Raw genomic sequence first — 20,709 nt, 5'->3', positions numbered from 1 at the left:
CAAGGTTATAAATCAAAGAACGTACGTTAATTCTATTGTATCAAGGTTTTTACGACATCAAAATCTAAGCCCCCATAATTACCTGAACTCATGAGCAGTAATGCCTTATCATTAAAGTTCTGCGAAAAGAGAAACTCTTTAAAATCAGTTGGATTAGTAAAAATGATTAAGTCATCCCGCTGAAACGCTTGAGAGATTTGTTCATGGCTAACGGCATCTAGCTTTTTTATTTCAACGGCATGTGGCGAATAAAACACTACCGCAACATCGGAGGCATCAAGCGCCCCCTTATATTCTTTTAAAAACTCGGCATTTAAACTACTATACGTATGCAACTCTAAACAAGCCACCAACGTTCTATTTTTATACTGTTCTTTAACCGCCTTGGTTGTTGCTTCAACTTTGCTTGGTGAATGTGCAAAATCTTTGAAAGCCACACTATTTTTACCTTCGGCTATTTTTTCTAGCCGTTTGCTAGCACCTTTAAACGTGGCAATGGCTTCATAAAAATCATCTTCATCAATGCCCATATGCTGACAAATCCATTTAGCTCCAGCCAAGTTATTAAGATTGTGTCGCCCAAACACTTCAATAGGTAAAGGACCTTCTGGAGTTTCTATTAAGGTTTGCCCTTTCTCCACGATATATTCAGGTGTAGAATAGGCTATTTTTCTAATAGGATTTTCACTCGCTTCTACCACACGCTTAACCTCAGCGTCTTCTTCATTATAATTGATACTGCCTCCATCAACAATAGAATCTACAAAAATTTCAAACTGTTCAACATAGTTTTCATACGTTGGAAACACGTTGATATGATCCCAGGCTATACCACTTAATAAAGCAATATTGGGTTTGTATAAATGAAATTTAGGTCGTCTATCAATAGGTGAACTCAGATATTCATCACCTTCTAAAACAATAAAATCATTGTCTTCTGTCAACTTAACCATCACATCAAAACCTTCTAACTGGGCGCCAACCATATAGTCAACATCTTTGCCATGGTAATGCATAACATGTAAAATCATTGAGGTTATAGTTGTTTTACCATGACTACCCCCAATCACTACTCTTGTTTTATGCTTAGATTGCTCATATAAAAACTCAGGGTAACTGTATATCTTTATGCCTAATTCTTGGGCTTTTAACAGCTCTGGATTATCGGCCTTAGCATGCATTCCTAAAACGATGGCATCAAGGTTTGTATTTATTTTTTCAGGAAACCAGCCAAAAGATTCTGGCAACAACCCCTTTGATGCTAATCTTGATTTTGAAGGCTCAAAAATAGTATCATCACTACCTGTTACCTGATACCCTTTATTATGTAGCGCCAATGCCAAATTATGCATGGCGGCTCCTCCTATGGCAATAAAATGTACGTTCATATTACGATTTTTGATCACAAAAAGTAGCCGGCTGACTTTCTACTTTTAAATTAGTTTTACACCAGTGTAAATATATAAATTGAAGTTGGGAGACACCGTGAATTAGCAAAATTTTTATTTGAATGGTATGCGTATGCAACTAATCCCATTTACTTTTGACGGATTAAAAACTATAAGGCTAAAATCCTATCCTTTTGCTTTTTAAAAAGTTTAATTTCCGGAAGCGCTTCAATAGCCAAATCTATGTACTTTAGTGCTCGGCTTTTGTTGTTTTTATAGGTATAAATCTGAGCTAAACGGTAATGAGCCCAAGCTATAGGTACACCATCTTCGGCTGAATAGTTTTGTATGTATGTTTCTAAACAACGTAACCCTTTTTGAAGCTCAATATTATACTCTGCAGCTATTTTGCCAATCTGATAATGCAAGGCATTTCTTTGGTGCTTTTTTTGAGCGGTTTCAGCTGTTTGTAAAGCTTTTTCTGGTGCATTTTCGCCTTCATAAAAACTAATCAGCTTATTATAACAGGTTACTGAACCACCTTCAACTATCGCTTTTTTATAATAGTTTTCGGCTAATTCGGGTTCGTCATCATATTCATAAATATACCCTTTAGCTAAATAACCATCCACCTTTGAAAGGTTTTCTAGCTGTTCTGCAAATTCTAAAGCCTTCTTTTTACTTCCTCCTATTATACCTGGCAATTGCATATACAATTCTACCAATGCCCAACGTGCACCAATGTGACTTCTATCTAATTCTGCCGCTTTTAAAAAAGAGCTTTTCACATCACCAATAAAGCCGATGGCTTTAAATTTATTTTCTAAGGCTTTCATTCCTAAAACACCTCCGTACTTGTAATGATAATTAGCATTATAGCTATCTGTTTCAAGTAACTGTTTATAATACACTAAGGCCTCATCCCATTTTTCTTGATGCCCATATGCATCACCTAATAACTCAATGGCTTCCAGGTTTTTGGGGTTTTGTTCTAGATACGTATTTAACAAACCTGCTGCTTGCGCATAGTTTTTATCCTCAAAAAGTTGATTCACCTCTTTAAAATCGGTTTGGGAAACCAACATAATTGGACACAGTAAGCATAACCATATTAACTTCATAGCAACCGTTTAGTATTACAAAAATACACTTTCAGAATAAAGCATCGTAAGCGTAGGATTAAAAATAGTAACACTCTTAAACCACTCTACGATTCTTAATCACTTAACCTTTTTTACATTATAAAATGATTAACTTCACTCATCCAACGCTAGCTTTTACTCAGTTATTGTTTTTTGGAATAGCTTTTGAATGTAATTTGCTAGTAAAACATGACACATGAAACATTGGCTTATTACCTCGGCACTTTTATTTTTATCACTATTCATACACGCTCAAAACGATACCTATCAAAATCTGTGGTCTCAAGTAGAACAGTATGAATTAGACGGCTTGGTTCAATCGGCACTTAAAACAGTAACATCTATTGAGAACCAAGCGCTAAAGGATAACAACCATGTACAGGTTATAAAAACCATGTTATACAAAAGTAAATTTGCATTGGTTTTGGAGGAAGATGCTCAGCTTCAAATTATAGAAAACTTCAAGCAAAACATTTCAAACAGTACGTTTCCAACTAAACATATTCTGGAAAACATACTTGCTAACCTTTATTGGCAATATTTTAATCAAAACCGATGGCGCTTTTATAACCGCAGCACAACCTCTGAAAAAGTAGATGTACAAGATTTTAGAACCTGGGACTTACAAACCCTGTTTAATGAAATTCACCTACACTATCAAAACTCCCTAAAAAACGGGTTATTACTACAACAAGAACAACTAGAGAAATACGCTATTTTACTTAATGAATATCCAGATTCAAAAGTTTTCAGACCTACACTATTTGATTTTTTATGCCATCAAGCCTTAGAATTTTATAAAACAGATGAAACGCATATCAGCAAACCCGCCTACAAATTTGAATTGAACAACCCTGAATTTATGGCTAATGCCCAACCATTTTCAACCCTTAAAATACAATCAAAGGATTCCACCTCTCTACAGCTACAGGCTTTAAAAATTTATAAGTCCCTAATACGATTTCACTTAGACGACAGTTCAAAATTAGCCTTGGCAGATGTTAATATTGATCGGTTATCATTTGTTCAACAACATGCTACGTTTCCCGAAAAAGAAACTGTTTTACTAGAAACTTTACAACAAGAAAGTCAAGCATTACAAGATAAAGAAGCGTCCGCTTTATATGATTTTAAGATAGCATCTCTATACTATTCCCAGAGTCAAAACTATGAACCGAAAACTAAAGAAGATTACCGCTGGAAAGCAAAAGAAGCCTTAAAGATATGTCATGATATCATATCTAAATATCCTGAAAGTTTAAGTGCTGAAAAATGTAGTGTATTAAAATCACAAATTCTACAAGCATCCTTTGAAATCACCACCGAACAATTTCTTCCTATTCAAAAGCACGCCCGCGTCTTAGTAAAATATAAAAATACTGATACGCTTCATTTTAAAGTATACAAACTTTCTGAAAATCAGGTAAAACAATTTAATAAGATATACAGAAAGGAAGAGCAACAGCGGTTTACTGAAAAACTTCATCTATATAAATCATGGCAAAGTACTTTAAAAAATGAAACCGACTTCCAGACGCACACCACAGAAGTGTTGCTTCCAAAACTAAACAATGGACGATATTTAATTGTTGCCTCAAACAAAAACCTTGAGAATAGTTTTGCTTTTGCCCAAGTTCAAGTAACCAATTTGGCATTGATAGAAACTGAAACTCCCAATCAAAAAATCTTTCAAATCATTGACAGGAATCATGGTAAACCTATTTCAAATGCACGTATTGATTTCTCCTATTTCTCCAGAAAAATAGGAAATAACAAAACCGAGTTTTATACTACAGATGACAATGGACAAATTAAAATCCGCAAAGACAATAGCTGGTATAACAACATCCATTTAAAAGTAAAAAAGGAGGGTGACATAGCCTACTTTGGTAATTATTACATCAATAGATTTTATAAAACAGATAAAGAAGATGTCAATTATAGAGCTTTTTTATTTACTGACAGGAGTATTTATCGCCCTGGGCAAACCGTATTCTTCAAAGCTATTGCCATGAAAACCAAAGATGGCAAATCTGAAGTAATTCCTAACGAACTGTTTCATTTAGAAGTTTATGATGTTAATGAAGATGACGTGTTTAATATAGCATTAACCACAAATGAATTTGGCTCTATTTCAGGCGAGTTTGTGCTTCCAAATTCAGGGCTAAATGGTGAATACACCATTGAATTATATTCAGATTCTAATCGGATAGACATTGACAATACCTTTCATTTTTCGGTTGAAGAATATAAACGACCAAAATTTGAAACCAAATTCAACCCTGTAACTAAAACCTACAAAGTAAATGATTCTATTAAAGTAAACGGCAAGGCCTTGGCTTATGCAGGAAGTAATGTAACCAATAGCAAAGTCACATATCGCGTGCACCGTAAAATAGAATACCCCAGATGGTATTTTTGGTATTATCCTTCTGCATCTCATGAAGCACAAGAAATAACCCATGGAGAAACTACAACAAACGATTCTGGCAATTTTGAGATTACCTTTAAGGCCATTCCAGACAAAAGTGCACACCCGTCTAGTCTTCCTGTTTTTAAATATGAAGTTATTGCAGACGTAACCGATTTAAACGGAGAAACCAGAAGTACTACAACAATAATCAACGTTGGTTATCATGCGTTAATAGCCCAATTAAGTGTGCCTGAACAACTAGATAAAACCAACAAACACCACGAAATACATATTTCAACTCAGAATTTAAATGGTGAATTTGCTCCTACTAAAGGCACTATAAAAATATATAAAGCTAAAAGTCCTAACCGTGTTTTAAGAAAACGTCCGTGGCCAACTCCCGATTATCAAGAATTTTCAGAAGAAGCCTATACACACTTATTCCCTCATGATGCTTATAATAATGCATACAACCTTACCTCATTAGAAAAAGGCACTTTGGTACTTGAAAAAACATTTGATACCAAGCTATCAAAGACACTAGAATTTGGTAGAATAAAACATTGGAAATCGGGCCAATATATCATTATTCTTGAGGCCAAAGACAAGTTTGGTCAATTGGTTAAAGATGAATCGCGTACTGTGTTATTCAGTAATAATGACCTGCTTCCTGCAGACAATCAGCTCTTTACTATTTCTACTGACAAGCCAAGCTATCAAGTTGGTGAAACGGCCCATATTACACTTGGATCAGCTGCAAAACACTTAAATATCACAATCCTTATTGAGAAAAAAGACCAAGAAATTCAAACAGAAATAATAACGCTCAATGCCAACAAAAAAGTGATTAGTATTCCTGTTACAGCCATTGATTTAGGTGGTTTTGCTATAAACTACAGTTTTGCAGCGTTTAATAATTATAACTCAGGAACCCAATTTATTGCTGTTCCCTTTCCCAAAACAAACCTCAGCATTGAAACCTTAATATTTAGAGATAAGCTGCAGCCCGGCACTGATGAGGCTTGGCAGTTCAAAATAAAAGGCCCCGATGGCAATCAGGTTAGTGCCGAACTATTGGCTAGTATGTATGATGCCTCTTTAGATCAGTTTAAACCACACACGTGGAATTTCTCCCCCATTAACACACCAACTTACAGGGCTCAACATAGATATTCTGGCTACAGAAGTTTTGGAACAACATATTTTAGAACACATAATAACTACCAATATTTTAATTATCCTGAACAACATTATGACACTTACAATTGGTTCGGATTTAGTTTCACGAATAATCAATGGGTTAACAATCAGTATCTGCAATCTTTAAAATACAGACGTTCAATGCAATTTCATGAGAATGTAAAGGACGGCTTTATATCCGGTACCATCTCTGATAAAAATGGAAATCCTATACCCGGTGCTACTATTGTGGTGAAAGGAACCTCCCAAGGGGTTACCACCGATTTTGATGGTAACTTTGCCATTCAAGCTCAACAAGGAGATGTTTTAGAAATATCGTTTATTGGTTACACCACTCAAAACATAACGGTTAGTAAAAACAGATTAAATATTTCTCTATCTGAAGATGAGGCTCATTTAGATGAAGTTGTAGTAGTAGGTTATGGCACACAAAAAAAAGAAGCTATAACTGGCGCTGTTGCCATGGTTCAAGAAGAAACTCTAGAGGATAGCTTGAGTTTACAAAATGCCTTGGCAGGACAGATTTCAGGTTTAGAAATAGATTCTGAACCAGGTGTTCCTGGCGCCCCTTCAAAAATTATGATTAGAGGAGCCAGTAGCGTACCAAATAATGGAAAACCTTTATATATCATTGATGGTAAAATAGTGGAAGGCAATATGGATTTAGACCCCTCAAACATACAATCTATTAATGTTTTAAAAGATGCTTCAGCAACGGCTATTTATGGCAGTAAAGCCGCAAACGGTGTTATCCTTATCACAACCAAATCTAGCTTAAATACTTTATCGCAAGTACAAATTAGAAAAAACCTAAATGAAACGGCTTTCTTTCTTCCTCATTTACAAACCGATGAGCAGGGAAATATTAGTTTCAGCTTTACTACACCTGAAGCTTTAACCCAATGGAAATTACAGCTTTTAGCACATACTAAGCATTTAAAAAGCAAGGTTACAAGGCTTACTGCGGTAACCCAGAAAGAACTTATGATACTTCCTAACACGCCACGATTTCTAAGAGCTGGTGATAGCATTAGGTTGAGTGCAAAAGTTGCAAATTTAACAGAGCAACCCATTTCAGGAACCGCTCGTTTGCTTTTATTTGATGCCATTTCAGGACAACCTATAGATATTGATTTAAAAAATATTGAAAATCAAAAAAGCTTCTCTATCAATGCGAAAGGCAATACGCATGTTTCATGGAATATTAGCATTCCTGAATCCATTCAAGCGGTTCAGTATAAATTTATAGCACAATCAAATAATTTTAGTGATGGTGAAGAAAATGTATTACCCGTTCTATCCAATAGAATACTAGTAACCGAAACACTACCTATGTGGGTAAAAAGTAATGAAACACGCACGTTTACACTAGACAAACTAAAAACAAACCACTCTGCAAGCCTAAAACACCATAAGTTTACTTTAGAGATAACTTCAAACCCAGCTTGGTATGCGGTTCAAGCCCTTCCTTACCTTATGGAATACCCTTATGAGTGCAATGAACAAACCTTTTCCAGATTTTATGCAAATACTTTGGCGCGTTATATTGTAAATTCCAATCCTAAAATCAAAACTGTTTTTGACCAATGGGGTTCGCAAGATGCCTTGATAAGTAACCTTGAAAAAAACCAAGAATTAAAATCAATTCTTGTTCAAGAAACGCCTTGGTTACGCGATGCGCAAAGCGAAACAGAACAAAAAAAACGCATCGCTTTATTGTTTGATTTGCATAAAATGAATACCGCCCAACAAATAGCAATAACCAAGTTAAAATCCAACCAAATGGCATCAGGAGGTTGGTCTTGGTTTAACGGAGGAAGAGAAAACCGTTATATCACACAACATATCATATCTGGTTTTGGCCACCTTAAACAGCTTGTCATAACAGATAACGATCAGTATAGTATGATGATAAAAAAAGCCCTATCTTATTTAGATAAGCAGTTTGTAAAAGCCTATCATGACATTAAAAAATACAATAGCCATGTTGATTTATCAAAAGACCACTTAACCCACTCCCAATTGCAGTACCTATATATGCGAAGCTTCTTTCCTGAAATTAAAAAATCAAAAGAAGTAGAACGCATAATGAACTATTATCAAACTCAAATTAAAACATACTGGTTAAAACGCAATCTATCTTCAAAAGGAATGATGGCTTTAATTACTTATAGAAATAATGACTGGGACACCGCAAAAAAAATTATGAAAGCCTTACAAGAAACCAGCATAACATCTGAAGAGTTAGGTATGTATTGGAAAGAAAACACCAATTCGTGGTTTTGGTACGAGGCGCCTATTGAAACTCAAGCTCTAATGATTGAAATGTTTACTGAAGCAGGATCACTCATTTTCAATAAAGAAGAACAACAAGAAACTATTGATAATCTTAAAATCTGGCTACTTAAAAACAAACAAACCAATCAATGGAAAACGACAAAAGCAACCACCGAAGCGGTTTACGCCCTACTTTTACAAGGCAGCGACTGGCTTAGTGTTACTGAAGCTGTAAACGTTTCTGTGGGTGATAAAAAAATAGCCCCAAAAGCGTTGGATGGCGTAAATATTGAGGCTGGCACAGGATATTACAAAACATTTTGGGCAGCTTCTGAAATACAACCCAACATGGCAAAAATCACACTCGCTAAAAAAGGAGAAGGAATAGCCTGGGGCAATGCCTACTGGCAATACTTTGAAGATCTAGATAAAGTTACATCGGCCAAAACACCTTTACAATTAAAGAAAAACTTGTTTTTAAAGCGTAACACAGACACGGGAGAAATCATTTCTAAAATAACCCCAGAAACGCCATTACAAGTTGGCGATTTAATACGGGTAAGAATTGAATTGAAAAGTGATAGAAATATGGAGTTTCTTCACATGAAAGACATGCGTGCTGCTGGTCTTGAACCTGTAAATATTATATCTGACTACAAATGGCAAGATGGTTTAGGATATTATCAAAGCACCAAGGATGCTAGCACCAATTTCTTTTTTGATCATTTACCTAAAGGTGTTTATGTTTTTGAATATGACTTACGTGTTAACAATGCGGGACATATGAGTAATGGTATTACAACAATTCAAAGTATGTATGCCCCAGAATTTAGTAGTCATAGTGAAGGTAAAAGAATTCATATAAGTGAATAGCGTTTTTGGCATTAGGTATCCGCTACTTTTTATTTATTAACTTTGTGTGATGAAAAGCCCCATTTTAACATACCATCACTTTTCAAGTACCCTCTGTTTTTTAGTATGCTTAATACTATTGTCCTGTGGTGCTAAAAAAACCAATGTGGTTGAAAACACTATACCTATAAACCATCCTAAACTATTATTTTTGAATTATGTTCTTGAAAAAAATAGTAATGGACAAAAAACCATGACCCTTAAAAATAAATTTGTGACAGATGGTAAATTAAAAAACACAAATAATAAGTTCACAAAAGAACCATCTGAAGGCGACCTTAAATGTATTCAAGTTGATGACCACGCATCAGAATTGCATAGCGTTTTTATAAAAAACCCACTATTTCTCACTATTGAAGTTCCTAATGATTCATTAAGTTTTGAAAAACGTCTTGTTGAACAAAACAGGGCTAATGTTTCACTAAAACTCCAACTACACCCAAAAACTAAACATATTGTTATAAGTGAAGTGAATGCGCTTTCAGAAGCATCAGTCCAACTCATAAAAATCGAGCTTGAATAACATGAAAAAATTGCTATTGTTATGTGCTATTCTTATGAGTTTTTCAACAGTTAACGCTCAATTTTCTGTGGAAACTTTGAGATATTCTGGAGCTCATGATAAACGTATCAACATAGTTATTTTAAGTGAAGGCTATCAATCGTTTGAATTAAACAAATTCATGTTAGATGCTGAACATTTTACAAATACATTGTTTAATCATGCCCCGTTCAATGCTTATACCTCATATTTTAATGTTTATGCTATAAAAGTACCTTCTAATGAAAGTGGTGCCGATCATCCTGCTACAGCATTAGATGTTGACGAAACTGGCCAAACTCCAGTTTTTGTTGACACCTATTTCAATGCGACTTACGATTCTTTTGGAAGCCACAGAAAACTCTATTATGAAATTGATGGCAACAACGCCAATAATACACAACAAAAAATAACTGAGGTTTTAGCCAATCACTTTCCCGAATATGACCAAGCTATAATTATTGTAAACTCTGCTGAATATGGAGGTAGTGGAGGCGAATTCCCTATGGCGTATAATGGGTATTGGGGAGCTGCTGTAACCATTCATGAACTGGGACATTCGTTATTTAATCTAAAAGACGAATATTACCCAGGCGATATTTTTGTAGCTGAAGCTATTAACATGACCCAAGAAACAAACACCAATTTAGTAAAATGGAAAAACTGGCTAAACATTAATAATGTAGGCATCTATGTGCATGGTAACTCTGGAACTGCTGCTAGTTGGTACAAGCCACACCAAAACTGTATCATGGAAAGGATTGACAAAGGATTTTGCCCCGTTTGTCAGGAAGGTATTGTTGAAAAGATTCATGATTTAGTGCCCCCCATAGATTCTTATATACCTAATAACAGTTCTATAGAGCCCTCAGAATTCCCTTTAAACTTTGAACTGAATTTAATACAGCCTAACCCCAACAGTTTAATAAGCACATGGTTTTTAAATGGTGTAGAATTTAATCAAAATATTGAATCGATTTCTATTAATGAATCTGACTTAAACTCAGGTACCAATACATTAAACGTAACAATAACAGACGATTCTACATTTTTAAAAGTAGATAATCATAATGCCGGATCACATGTATATATAGTGACTTGGACAATTACATACAACGCACTAGGTCTTAAAGACATAAAAAGTAATACCGACACTTATTATATTTCATTACACCCAAATCCAGCTCACAGTATTTTATATCTTAAGTTTGAAAGCAACACCTCAAAAAGCTTAAAAGCAGACATTATTAGTATGGATGGTAAACACGTAAAATCTACTATTCTAAGTAATCATACTGAAACTCCATTAGACGTATCTCAATTGGCGCCAGGCATTTACACCATTAATTATTATGCTGATACCATATTAGTTGTCAGCAAAAAATGGATTAAATACTAAAAATATTATTTACCAGGAGGCATCGTTGGCCTTACTTCAATCTTACTTGGCAGTGTTCTAGGATTCATTTTAACCAAATCAACAACCAACTCTCCTATATCTTCAATTTGAATTTTCCAAGCGTCGGCAGCATCTGGGTCATTCCCATTAAAAAAGGTAGATACAGAGCCTGGCATAATTGTACTTACCTTTACACCATGCTGCCGTAAATCAAGCATGACAGATTGTGTAAACCCCGTTAACCCAAACTTACTAGCGTTATAGGCCGACCCATTAGCAAAGAAATTTGTTCCTGCCAAACTTGAAATAGTTATAAAATAGCCTTTAGATTTTTTTAAAGCTTCAACCGTTGATTTTATGGAATAAAACACCCCTGTTAAATTGGTATCAATAGTTTCTTGCCATTGATCAAGTGTTAAATCTTCTATGTTTGCAAAATGCCCAATACCAGCATTGGCTACTACAATATCCAATTGATTAAAACGCGCTAAAACTTTTCTAACCGCATTTTGTTGGCTATCAAAGTCTCTTACATCGGCCTGAATTCCCATAGCTTCAACTTTGCTTGACATGGCATTCAACACCTTGGCCGCATCATTTGCTGCCTCTTCACTTCTACTGGTAACGGCAACGTTAACACCTTCTTGTATCAAGGCTTGAGCAATGCCAAAACCAATCCCTTTTGATCCTCCTGTAATTAATGCTACTTTATCTTTTAATGTTCCCATTTTGTATATCGTTTTTCAGTAAAACTACAAAATCAAGGCTTTAAAAAAGAAACAATTATGTTATGAAAATTATAAAATTGCACCTACTTCTTTTTTTCTGGCGGGTAATTAGACAGTACTTTTTCAGCCACATCATTAAATAAACGCTCCCGCATTTCTGGTGCTAAATTAGGACTAAAACTAAATTCACTTACAGCCTGCCAAAAAAGTTGTTTTTTGCTGTGATCAACAAAATCTATAATAATTTGGGTGTTTGTATTACTTTGCCCAACGGGGATACCTATAGAAAGGCCTCCACCAACATTACTTCCAGATCCTCCCATTCCTATGCCAACACTGCTACGCTGTACCTCTTGAAATGACTTACTTTTTATATCTATAAAAAAATCTGGTGTTTCTGAAATACTGTATCCTTTTAATGCCATTTTATCATCAATAGCATCCAAAAGTCGGTTCGTATCTAACTCACTTAACCCCGTATTCATATCGGCATAATACTGGTAAGTTTTGTAAGATTCAAAACTCAGGTCTTGATCATAATCATAATGCACTTTAATAGGAGCACATGATATAATAATTACAATAAACAGCGTAAGGCTAAAAAACTTCATAGATATAAATTTTGATAAATTTAATCAAAAATTATTCCATTCCATTTTTAACATTACTTTCAAATATTTCTAATCGATTAAGTAAAATTACATTGCGAAATAAAACCAAGTCTTCGCTTTAAAAACTAGCTGTTTAACATGTTCCATAAGGTATCTTTTAATTCTGTAATACCTTGTTGTGCCACAGAAGAAATAAACAGATACGGAATAGGCAGTTCATTATCTAATTCTGTTTTAAGCTCTGCTTTAAGTTCTTCATCGAGCATATCACATTTTGAAATAGCTATAATACGCTCTTTATCAAGCATTTCAGGATTATATCTTTTGAGTTCATCTAACAAAATATCATACTGCTTTTTAATATCACCAGCATCAGCAGGAATTAAAAAGAGGAGAACCGAATTTCTTTCAATATGGCGTAAAAAATAATGACCAAGGCCCTTACCCTCAGCAGCGCCTTCAATAATACCTGGAATATCGGCCACTACAAAGGTTTGAAAATCTCTATACTTTACAATACCCAAATTAGGTTTTAGCGTTGTAAATTCATAGTCTGCTATTTTAGGCTTTGCCGAAGTGACAACAGATAATAATGTTGATTTACCTGCATTTGGAAAACCTACTAAACCTACGTCTGCCAATACTTTAAGTTCCATGGTAACGTATTTCTCTTCCATAGGCAACCCTGGTTGGGCATAACGTGGGGTTTGGTTTGTTGATGATTTAAAATGCCAATTTCCTAGACCTCCTTTTCCGCCTCTTGCTAAGATTTGCTCTTCACCATCTTCTGTTATTTCAAAAAGAACAGCGTTGGTTTCTGTGTCCCTAACAACCGTTCCTAGCGGCACATCAATGTATGCATCTTCGCCATCAGCACCAAAACTTCTACCACTACTACCATGTTCACCATGCCCCGCTCTAGTATGTCTTTTAAATTTTAAATGCAGCAAGGTCCATAAATTAGCCTTTCCTCTAACGATAACATGACCGCCTCTTCCTCCGTCTCCGCCATCTGGTCCGCCTTTGGTAATGTATTTTTCGCGGTGTAAATGCGCAGATCCTTTTCCCCCGTTTCCAGAAGACACATACATCTTTACGTAATCAACAAAATTTCCTTCAGTCATAAGTCCAATAATTATATTGAGAATAGCTTTTTGCTTCTCTTATATTTATTTAAAAGAAAACATCTTTTGGATTACAAAAATACCAAAAGATGCTTTACCAAAATTTCCCTCAGGAAATTATAAATTATCAATCACCGCATTTAAGCGTTGTGTAATTTCTTCTATAGACCCTACACCATCAACACCATAATACTTATCTTTTCCAGAATAGTAGTCTTTTAAAATAGCTGTTTTACTGTAGTATTCTTTAATTCTGTTTCTAATGATAGACTCATCAGCATCATCAGCACGACCACTAGTCTTTCCTCTTCCTAAAAGGCGCTCTACAAGAATTTCATCTTCAACCTCAAGCGCAATCATAGCATTTATTTGAGAATCTTTACTATCCATTAACTTATCTAAAGCCTCTGCTTGGGCATTGGTTCTTGGAAATCCATCAAAAATAAACCCATTGGCATCGGCATTCTTTTCTACTTCTGCATTCAGCATATCTATGGTTACTTGATCTGGAACCAACTCACCTTTATCCATATATGATTTAGCTAACATCCCTAAAGCTGTTTCGTTCTTGATATTGTATCTAAAAACATCGCCTGTAGAGATATGAACCAAATTATAGGTTTCTTTTAAAAATTCTGCCTGTGTTCCTTTCCCTGCTCCTGGAGGGCCAAATAGCACTAAGTTTGTCATGTGTTGTGTTTCTTTAATTTGATATATTTCTGGTAAATTTCTTCCTAATCCATCATAATCTAAGCCATAGCCCACAATAAACTTATTAGGTATTTCTATACCTACATAATGCAATTTAAAATCCTTTTTGTAGGCCTCTGGTTTATAAAACAAGGTAGCAATTTTTAAAGCCTTTACTTTTTCATTCTTAAAAATTCTATGCACCTCAGCTAAAGTATTTCCAGAATCAATGATGTCTTCTAAAATAATAACGGTACGCCCTGTTAAGTCTTGCGTAAGTCCAATTAGTCGTTGAATATCTTCAGTAGATTTCACCCCTTCATAAGAAGCCAATTTAATAAATGTTACCTCGCAAGGATTAGTATACTTTTTCACAAAATCACTAACCACCATAAAAGACCCGTTTAAAATACCAACAAAAACGGGTATTTCATCTCCTACATCCCGAGCAATGTCATTGGCCATTCTTTGTAAAGCCTCATTTATTTTTTGTGATGAAATAAACGGCTTAAAATATTTGTCGTGTAGCTTTATCAAGGCTTTTAAATTTTAAAAACGCAAAGATAATCAATAGATTGAGTAATAACCATTTTTTGATTTATGATTTTAGGAACTATTTTATTATTAAAATGTATTTTTGCCTATCCTAAATTTGGTTTCAGATAAAAACGATTAAATGAATTATTTTTCTTCAAACTTTAAACTTGGTATTCTTGGTGGTGGTCAACTAGGGAAAATGCTGCTTTATTCTACCCGTAAATTTGATATTTATACCGCCGTTCTTGAAGCTAGTGATGAAGCACCATGTAAAATAGCTTGCAACGAATTTCATTTAGGAGATTTAATGAATTTTGATGCTGTTTACAATTTTGGCAAACAGGTAGATGTTTTAACTATTGAAATTGAAAATGTAAATGTTGACGCTTTAGAAGCGCTTGAAAAAGAAGGTGTAAACGTGTATCCCTCATCAAAAACACTTAGAATAATTCAAAACAAAGGGAAGCAAAAATTATTTTATACAGATAATAACATACCCACGGCTCCATTTTCAAGGTTTGCTTACACATCAGAAATTGAAGAATCTATAAACAATGGAGGCTTACAACTGCCTTTTGTATGGAAAAGTGCCCAATTTGGCTATGACGGGCAAGGGGTGAAAATTGTTAAATCACTTGACGATTTAAAAGGGTTACCTAACGTAGAATGCATTGCCGAAAATTTAGTACCTTTTAAAAATGAATTAGCCGTTATTGTGGCAAGAAATCCTTCAGGTGAAACAAAAACCTACCCTGTTGTTGAAATGGAATTTCATCCTGAAGCCAATCAAGTAGAATATGTCATTTGTCCTGCAAGAATTGATGCTGCCTTAGCAAGAAAAGCAGAAGATATAGCGTTAAAAACATCAAAAGCCTTTAATCATGTTGGCTTATTGGCCGTTGAAATGTTCCAGACCCAAAATGATGATATTCTGGTAAACGAAGTAGCTCCCAGACCTCATAATTCAGGACACCAAACTATTGAAGCGAGTTACACCTCGCAATTTGAACAACATATTAGAGCAATTCTAGATCTTCCTTTAGGTAGAACCGGTAGTAAAGTTGGTGGTGTTATGGTTAATCTTGTTGGTGCAGAAGGACATTCTGGACAGGTGGTTTATCAAAATATAGAAAATATTATGACCATGGATGGCGTTACACCTCACATATACGGAAAAAAACAAACCAGACCCTTTAGAAAAATGGGACATGTCACCATTGTCAATGAAGATGTAAATGAAGCCAGACGTGTGGCTGAAGAAGTAAAAAAATCCATAAAAGTTATAAGTGAATAGATATGAGTAAAGTAGGCGTAATCATGGGAAGCAAAAGCGATCTTCCTGTCATGCAAGATGCTATAGACATCTTAAAAGGTTTTGATATTGAGGTTGAAGTTGATATTGTTTCTGCACACCGTACACCAGAAAAATTATTTGACTATGGTACCCATGCACACACCAGAGGTATTTCTGTGATTATTGCAGGAGCCGGTGGTGCGGCACATTTACCAGGTATGGTAGCCTCATTGTCGCCTCTTCCCGTTATAGGCGTTCCAGTAAAAAGTAGTAATTCTATTGACGGCTGGGACTCCGTTTTATCAATTTTACAAATGCCAGGAGGTGTGCCCGTTGCAACCGTAGCGCTTAACGGGGCTAAAAACGCCGGCATTTTAGCTGCTCAGATTATAGGATCGAGTGATCAATGCATTCTAGATAAAATAATAGCTTATAAGGAAGGTCTGAAAATAAAAGTACACGAATCTGCAAAAGATTTGTCATGAAAAAAGCCCCATGATTCCACGGGGCTTTTCAGCTATTAACAAATAATTCTATTTGAGTTAGTCACTCTGCAAATTACTGCGACAAAAGTACAAAAAAATTTATTATGCGTACATAGCATATAAATTTTTTAACATATTGCTTGAGAAAATGATAAAAAAAGAACTAGAAATCCCGTTTAAAACCCCATATAACACACCTCCTTTTTCAAAAATTGAAAATGAAGACTATTTGCCAACAATAAAAGCTGCTATTAATCTGGCTAAAAAGGAAATAGAGGCCATTACCAATAACCCAGAAACACCAACATTTGAAAACACTATTGAGGCGCTTGAGTTTTCTGGTGAACAATTAGACAGAATTTCAAGTATTTTCTTCAATTTGAATTCAGCTGAAACGAACGAAACTATTCAAAAAATAGCACAAGAAGTTTCTCCGTTACTTTCTGAATTCAGTAATGATATTACGCTAAATAAAGCATTATTTGCTCGCATAAAGGCCGTTTACAATACGAAAGATACTTTAGATTTAACGGTAGAGCAACAAATGCTTTTAGATAAAAAACATAAGAGCTTCTCAAGAAATGGCGCTAATCTTTCTGCTGAAAAAAAAGAAAAACTTAGAACCATTGACAAAAAATTAAGTCAGCTTAAACTTAAATTTGGTGAAAATGTACTGGCTGAAACCAATAAGTTTGAAATGCTCATTTCTAATGAGGAAGATTTGGCAGGACTTCCAAACGGTGCTATAGAAGCAGCCAAACAATTAGCAGATTCAAAAGGCAAAGACGGTTGGTTATTCACTTTAGACTACCCAAGTTATATTCCTTTTGTTACCTATTCAGACAATCGAGCTCTAAGAGAAAAAATAGCTTTGGCCGCTGGCAGCAAAGCTTTTAAAGGTGACAATTTAGATAATCAAAACATTGTTCTTGAAATAGTTAAATTAAGACATGATCGCGCCAATCTTTTAGGATATAAAACCCATGCTCATTTTGTACTTGAAGAACGCATGGCTGAAACACCTAAAAACGTTCAAAATTTCTTAAAAGAACTTCTTGAGAAGGCAAAACCTGCTGCTGAAATAGAATTTAAAAAGCTTCAAGAGTTTGCTAATGACTTAGATGGTATTGATACTTTACAAAAATGGGACGGTGCCTATTACGCTGAAAAGCTAAAGCAAAAACTCTATAATCTGGATGACGAGTTGTTAAAACCGTATTTCAAACTTGAAAACGTCATACAAGGTTCCTTCGCTATTGCCAATAAATTATTCGATCTGAACTTTGAAGAAATTGACACGATAGACAAGTATCATGAAGATGTTTTAACCTATAAAGTCACCAATAACACAGGAGATTTAATCTCTATATTTTATGCCGATTTTTTCCCAAGAGCAGGAAAACGTAATGGGGCGTGGATGACCTCATACAAACCACAGTATATAAAAGATGGCGAGAATAGCAGACCCCATGTTTCCATAGTTTGCAACTTTACCAAGCCAACAAAAAGCAAACCGTCTCTACTTACTTTTAATGAAGTAACCACTCTATTTCATGAATTTGGGCATGCGCTTCATGGCATGCTAGCCAACACAACCTACCCAAGTTTATCGGGTACAAGTGTGTATTGGGATTTTGTTGAATTACCAAGTCAGATTATGGAAAATTGGTGTTACGAGAAAGAAGCGCTTGAGTTATTTGCAAGACACTATGAAACGAATGATATGATTCCTATGGATTTGGTAGAAAAAATAAAAGAATCTGCCACCTTCCTAGAAGGTATGCAAACCTTGCGGCAATTAAGCTTTGGCTTGTTAGATATGAGCTGGCATGGCACAGACCCTACTAGCATTACCAATGTAAAGACACATGAAGCCAATGTATTTAAAAGTACATCGCTTTACCCTGATGTAGAAAGCAATTGTATGAGTACCGCATTCTCTCATATTTTTCAGGGTGGATATTCTTCAGGGTATTACAGCTATAAATGGGCTGAGGTACTAGACGCCGATGCGTTTGAATATTTTAAAGAAAATGGAATATTCAATAAAATGGTTGCTGATAAATTTAAAAACAACATTTTATCTAAAGGAGGTACAGAAAACCCTATGACATTGTATAAACAGTTTAGAGGTAAAGAACCTAAACCTGAAGCTTTATTAAGACGTGCAGGATTGATTTCAAAGTAAATAATTCATTTTTTTAACCTATTTTTGAGATTCAAAACTAATTCTACTAATGCCTGACCATCAAATTAACCCCGATAAGTGGATTGATTTATATTCTGACTACCTCTTTAACTACACCGTTTCCCGTGTTAGTGATAGAGAAATGGCGCAAGACTTGGTTCAGGAAACCTTTTTGGCTGGTTTAAAATCTATGAAAAATTTTAAAGGAGAAGCCAGCGAACGTACTTGGCTTATTTCTATTTTAAAGAGAAAAATTATAGATTATTACAGAAAAATAAACTCAAATAAAGGGAAAGCTGAAGTTAGAATAAATTATAATGACTTAGAAAATGAAGGTGATTGGCTAGAAGAGCGTGTTGCCGACCCCTTTGATAAAACGGCAGAAGATAATATGCAAAACACAGAGTTAGGAGATGCCATTCATAATTGTTTAAGCAAACTACCTGCTAAACAAGCCGAAGTTTTTAAAATGAAAACAATTTTAGGATATGAAACCGATGTAATATGTAATGAACTAAATATTACAGCGTCTAATCTTTGGGTTATTATTCATAGAGCGCGTACCGCTCTTGCTGATTGTTTAAAAGAAAATTGGTTTTAATTTATGAGTAAGTTTAAGTTTACTATTCCTTGTAATGAAGCTAATCATGTATGTGATAAATCACAATATAAAAATGCTTCATTTTGGGAAAAAATAAAACTAAGTTTTCATTTAATTTATTGTAGAGCTTGTAAAGATTATTCGTCCAATAACAAGAAACTTTCTCAAGCTATTGATAAATCAAATATAGACTGCCTAGACCCCAAATGTAAAAAGGCTATGAAAAAAGAACTTGAAAAAGCACTAGCCGAACAGAAAAACAAAAAGTAACCACATTATAGGCATACTTTCAACCATAAAAGCACTGTAATACTTGCCCTGATCTATTTTTGCATAGCGGAGCATAATCCCGGTTAGCATAACAACAATAAAGAGTACCATTTTTGTATTGTTTACATTATGCTTTAAAAACTCTAAACCAAAAAATAAAAATAAAAGTCCGTAACCTAAAGTCTTTGCTTTATTTACGCCCAATTTTTGAGGTATAGTTTCAAGTTTTGAGTTATCAAATTTCAAATCTCTAATTTCAAAAGGAATCATTAAAACCACAACATAAATAAACCGCTGAACAAGTAACAACAGCACATTAAAAGTCATTTCACACCTTGTATTTACTGCAGGTAGACCTACCGTAACACCAGCCCACACCAGTGCTATAACATAAACTTTTAAACCCCCAACATGACGTAGTGTCCAATCTTTTCTTTGAGGTAAAAAAGGAATAGCGTACATAAAAGTTAGCATCGCAAAAACCAAAAGAATTACTAGGGTTTCTTGCTCCAATTGTGCGCCATAATAACACATAAGCAAAAAGCAAAAAAATGACATGATTTGAATAGCCTTAAGCCACCCTGTTAATTTTTTGTGTCTGAATTTCGCTACACCAAAAAACTTTACAAAGTTATATCCTGTGATGGTAGCATAAAAAACAAAATATAGTATGATTTCATTATAACCTAACTCCAGTTCTAAAAGGGTCAACCAAGTAAGCGCATACACAGCTAATGCAACATGAAGACTACTGTTTATATAGAAATTAAAAAGCGGCTTAAACAATCTCATGAAGCAAAAGTAACTAATGTGTTCATAAAAGCTATTAATGGTTAAAAACTTTACCATTTTGATAATAAAACACATTAAATAATCAGTAATTTTGCAAATTATTTATTCAAATTAAAA

Annotated in this window: 15 protein-coding genes; 8 read left to right on the top strand and 7 right to left on the bottom strand. The window is 34.7% G+C overall.

The features are described 5' to 3' along the window. Positions 1-32: 32 nt before the first annotated feature. Both murC and KFZ70_RS07795 read right to left on the bottom strand, forming a co-directional pair. Entirely contained in the window at positions 33-1,388 is a 1,356-nt protein-coding gene (gene murC, locus KFZ70_RS07800; RefSeq protein WP_139697488.1) for a UDP-N-acetylmuramate--L-alanine ligase, read from the bottom strand. 170 nt (positions 1,389-1,558) lie between these two features. Further along, entirely contained in the window at positions 1,559-2,509 is a 951-nt protein-coding gene (locus KFZ70_RS07795) for a lipopolysaccharide assembly protein LapB (protein WP_139697490.1), read from the bottom strand. A gap of 217 nt (positions 2,510-2,726) precedes the next feature. On the opposite strand from KFZ70_RS07795, the gene KFZ70_RS07790 reads away from it, so the two are divergent. The 3 genes from KFZ70_RS07790 to KFZ70_RS07780 are packed head-to-tail and all read left to right on the top strand — an operon-like array spanning position 2,727 to position 11,272. Then, positions 2,727-9,293, top strand: coding sequence for a carboxypeptidase-like regulatory domain-containing protein (locus tag KFZ70_RS07790; RefSeq protein ID WP_139697492.1), 6,567 nt, complete (start codon positions 2,727-2,729; stop codon positions 9,291-9,293). Positions 9,294-9,342: 49 nt separating this feature from the next. Further along, a complete protein-coding gene (locus KFZ70_RS07785; RefSeq protein ID WP_139697494.1) occupies positions 9,343-9,855 on the top strand; it encodes a hypothetical protein in 513 nt (170 codons plus the stop codon). A gap of 1 nt (position 9,856) precedes the next feature. Then, positions 9,857-11,272: a M64 family metallopeptidase gene (locus KFZ70_RS07780; protein WP_139697496.1), complete on the top strand. Its 1,416-nt coding sequence runs from the start codon at positions 9,857-9,859 to the stop codon at positions 11,270-11,272. Positions 11,273-11,277: 5 nt separating this feature from the next. Here the strand turns inward: KFZ70_RS07780 and KFZ70_RS07775 are convergent, their stop codons facing one another. The 4 genes from KFZ70_RS07775 to KFZ70_RS07760 all read right to left on the bottom strand — a co-directional run bounded on the left by KFZ70_RS07775 (position 11,278) and on the right by KFZ70_RS07760 (position 14,962). Continuing rightward, positions 11,278-12,000 carry an SDR family oxidoreductase gene (locus KFZ70_RS07775; RefSeq protein ID WP_139697498.1) on the bottom strand — a complete coding sequence of 241 codons (723 nt, stop codon included), beginning with the start codon at positions 11,998-12,000 and terminating at the stop codon, positions 11,278-11,280. Positions 12,001-12,083: 83 nt separating this feature from the next. Beyond that, positions 12,084-12,611, bottom strand: coding sequence for a DUF4136 domain-containing protein (locus KFZ70_RS07770; RefSeq protein ID WP_139697499.1), 528 nt, complete (start codon positions 12,609-12,611; stop codon positions 12,084-12,086). A 125-nt stretch (positions 12,612-12,736) separates the two neighbouring features. Next, entirely contained in the window at positions 12,737-13,735 is a 999-nt protein-coding gene (gene obgE, locus KFZ70_RS07765; protein ID WP_139697502.1) for a GTPase ObgE, read from the bottom strand. 117 nt (positions 13,736-13,852) lie between these two features. Further along, positions 13,853-14,962 carry an adenylate kinase gene (locus tag KFZ70_RS07760; protein ID WP_139697505.1) on the bottom strand — a complete coding sequence of 370 codons (1,110 nt, stop codon included), beginning with the start codon at positions 14,960-14,962 and terminating at the stop codon, positions 13,853-13,855. 139 nt (positions 14,963-15,101) lie between these two features. Between KFZ70_RS07760 and KFZ70_RS07755 the strand changes: the two genes are divergently transcribed. From KFZ70_RS07755 to KFZ70_RS07735, 5 genes are all read left to right on the top strand, one after another. Continuing rightward, positions 15,102-16,256 (top strand): 5-(carboxyamino)imidazole ribonucleotide synthase, encoded by a 1,155-nt coding sequence (locus KFZ70_RS07755; RefSeq protein WP_139697506.1) that lies wholly within the window; start codon positions 15,102-15,104, stop codon positions 16,254-16,256. A 2-nt stretch (positions 16,257-16,258) separates the two neighbouring features. Beyond that, positions 16,259-16,741 carry a 5-(carboxyamino)imidazole ribonucleotide mutase gene (purE, locus tag KFZ70_RS07750; RefSeq protein ID WP_139697508.1) on the top strand — a complete coding sequence of 161 codons (483 nt, stop codon included), beginning with the start codon at positions 16,259-16,261 and terminating at the stop codon, positions 16,739-16,741. A 148-nt stretch (positions 16,742-16,889) separates the two neighbouring features. Beyond that, on the top strand, positions 16,890-18,929 hold the full coding sequence (locus KFZ70_RS07745) for a M3 family metallopeptidase (protein WP_139697510.1): 2,040 nt from the start codon (positions 16,890-16,892) through the stop codon (positions 18,927-18,929). A 49-nt stretch (positions 18,930-18,978) separates the two neighbouring features. Next, complete coding sequence (locus tag KFZ70_RS07740; RefSeq protein WP_139697513.1) at positions 18,979-19,530, top strand: sigma-70 family RNA polymerase sigma factor; 552 nt, start codon at positions 18,979-18,981, stop codon at positions 19,528-19,530. Positions 19,531-19,533: 3 nt separating this feature from the next. Beyond that, positions 19,534-19,800 (top strand): hypothetical protein, encoded by a 267-nt coding sequence (locus KFZ70_RS07735; protein ID WP_199240679.1) that lies wholly within the window; start codon positions 19,534-19,536, stop codon positions 19,798-19,800. On the opposite strand, the gene KFZ70_RS07730 is transcribed toward KFZ70_RS07735, so the two are convergent. Beyond that, a complete protein-coding gene (locus KFZ70_RS07730) occupies positions 19,774-20,592 on the bottom strand; it encodes a hypothetical protein (RefSeq protein ID WP_139697515.1) in 819 nt (272 codons plus the stop codon). The genes KFZ70_RS07735 and KFZ70_RS07730 overlap by 27 nt on opposite strands. Between the last annotated feature and the right edge of the window lie 117 nt (positions 20,593-20,709).

The organism is Allotamlana fucoidanivorans, from assembly GCF_045788535.1.
Lineage (GTDB): Bacteria > Bacteroidota > Bacteroidia > Flavobacteriales > Flavobacteriaceae > Allotamlana > Allotamlana fucoidanivorans.
This window is presented reverse-complemented; position numbering and strand designations above follow the sequence as displayed.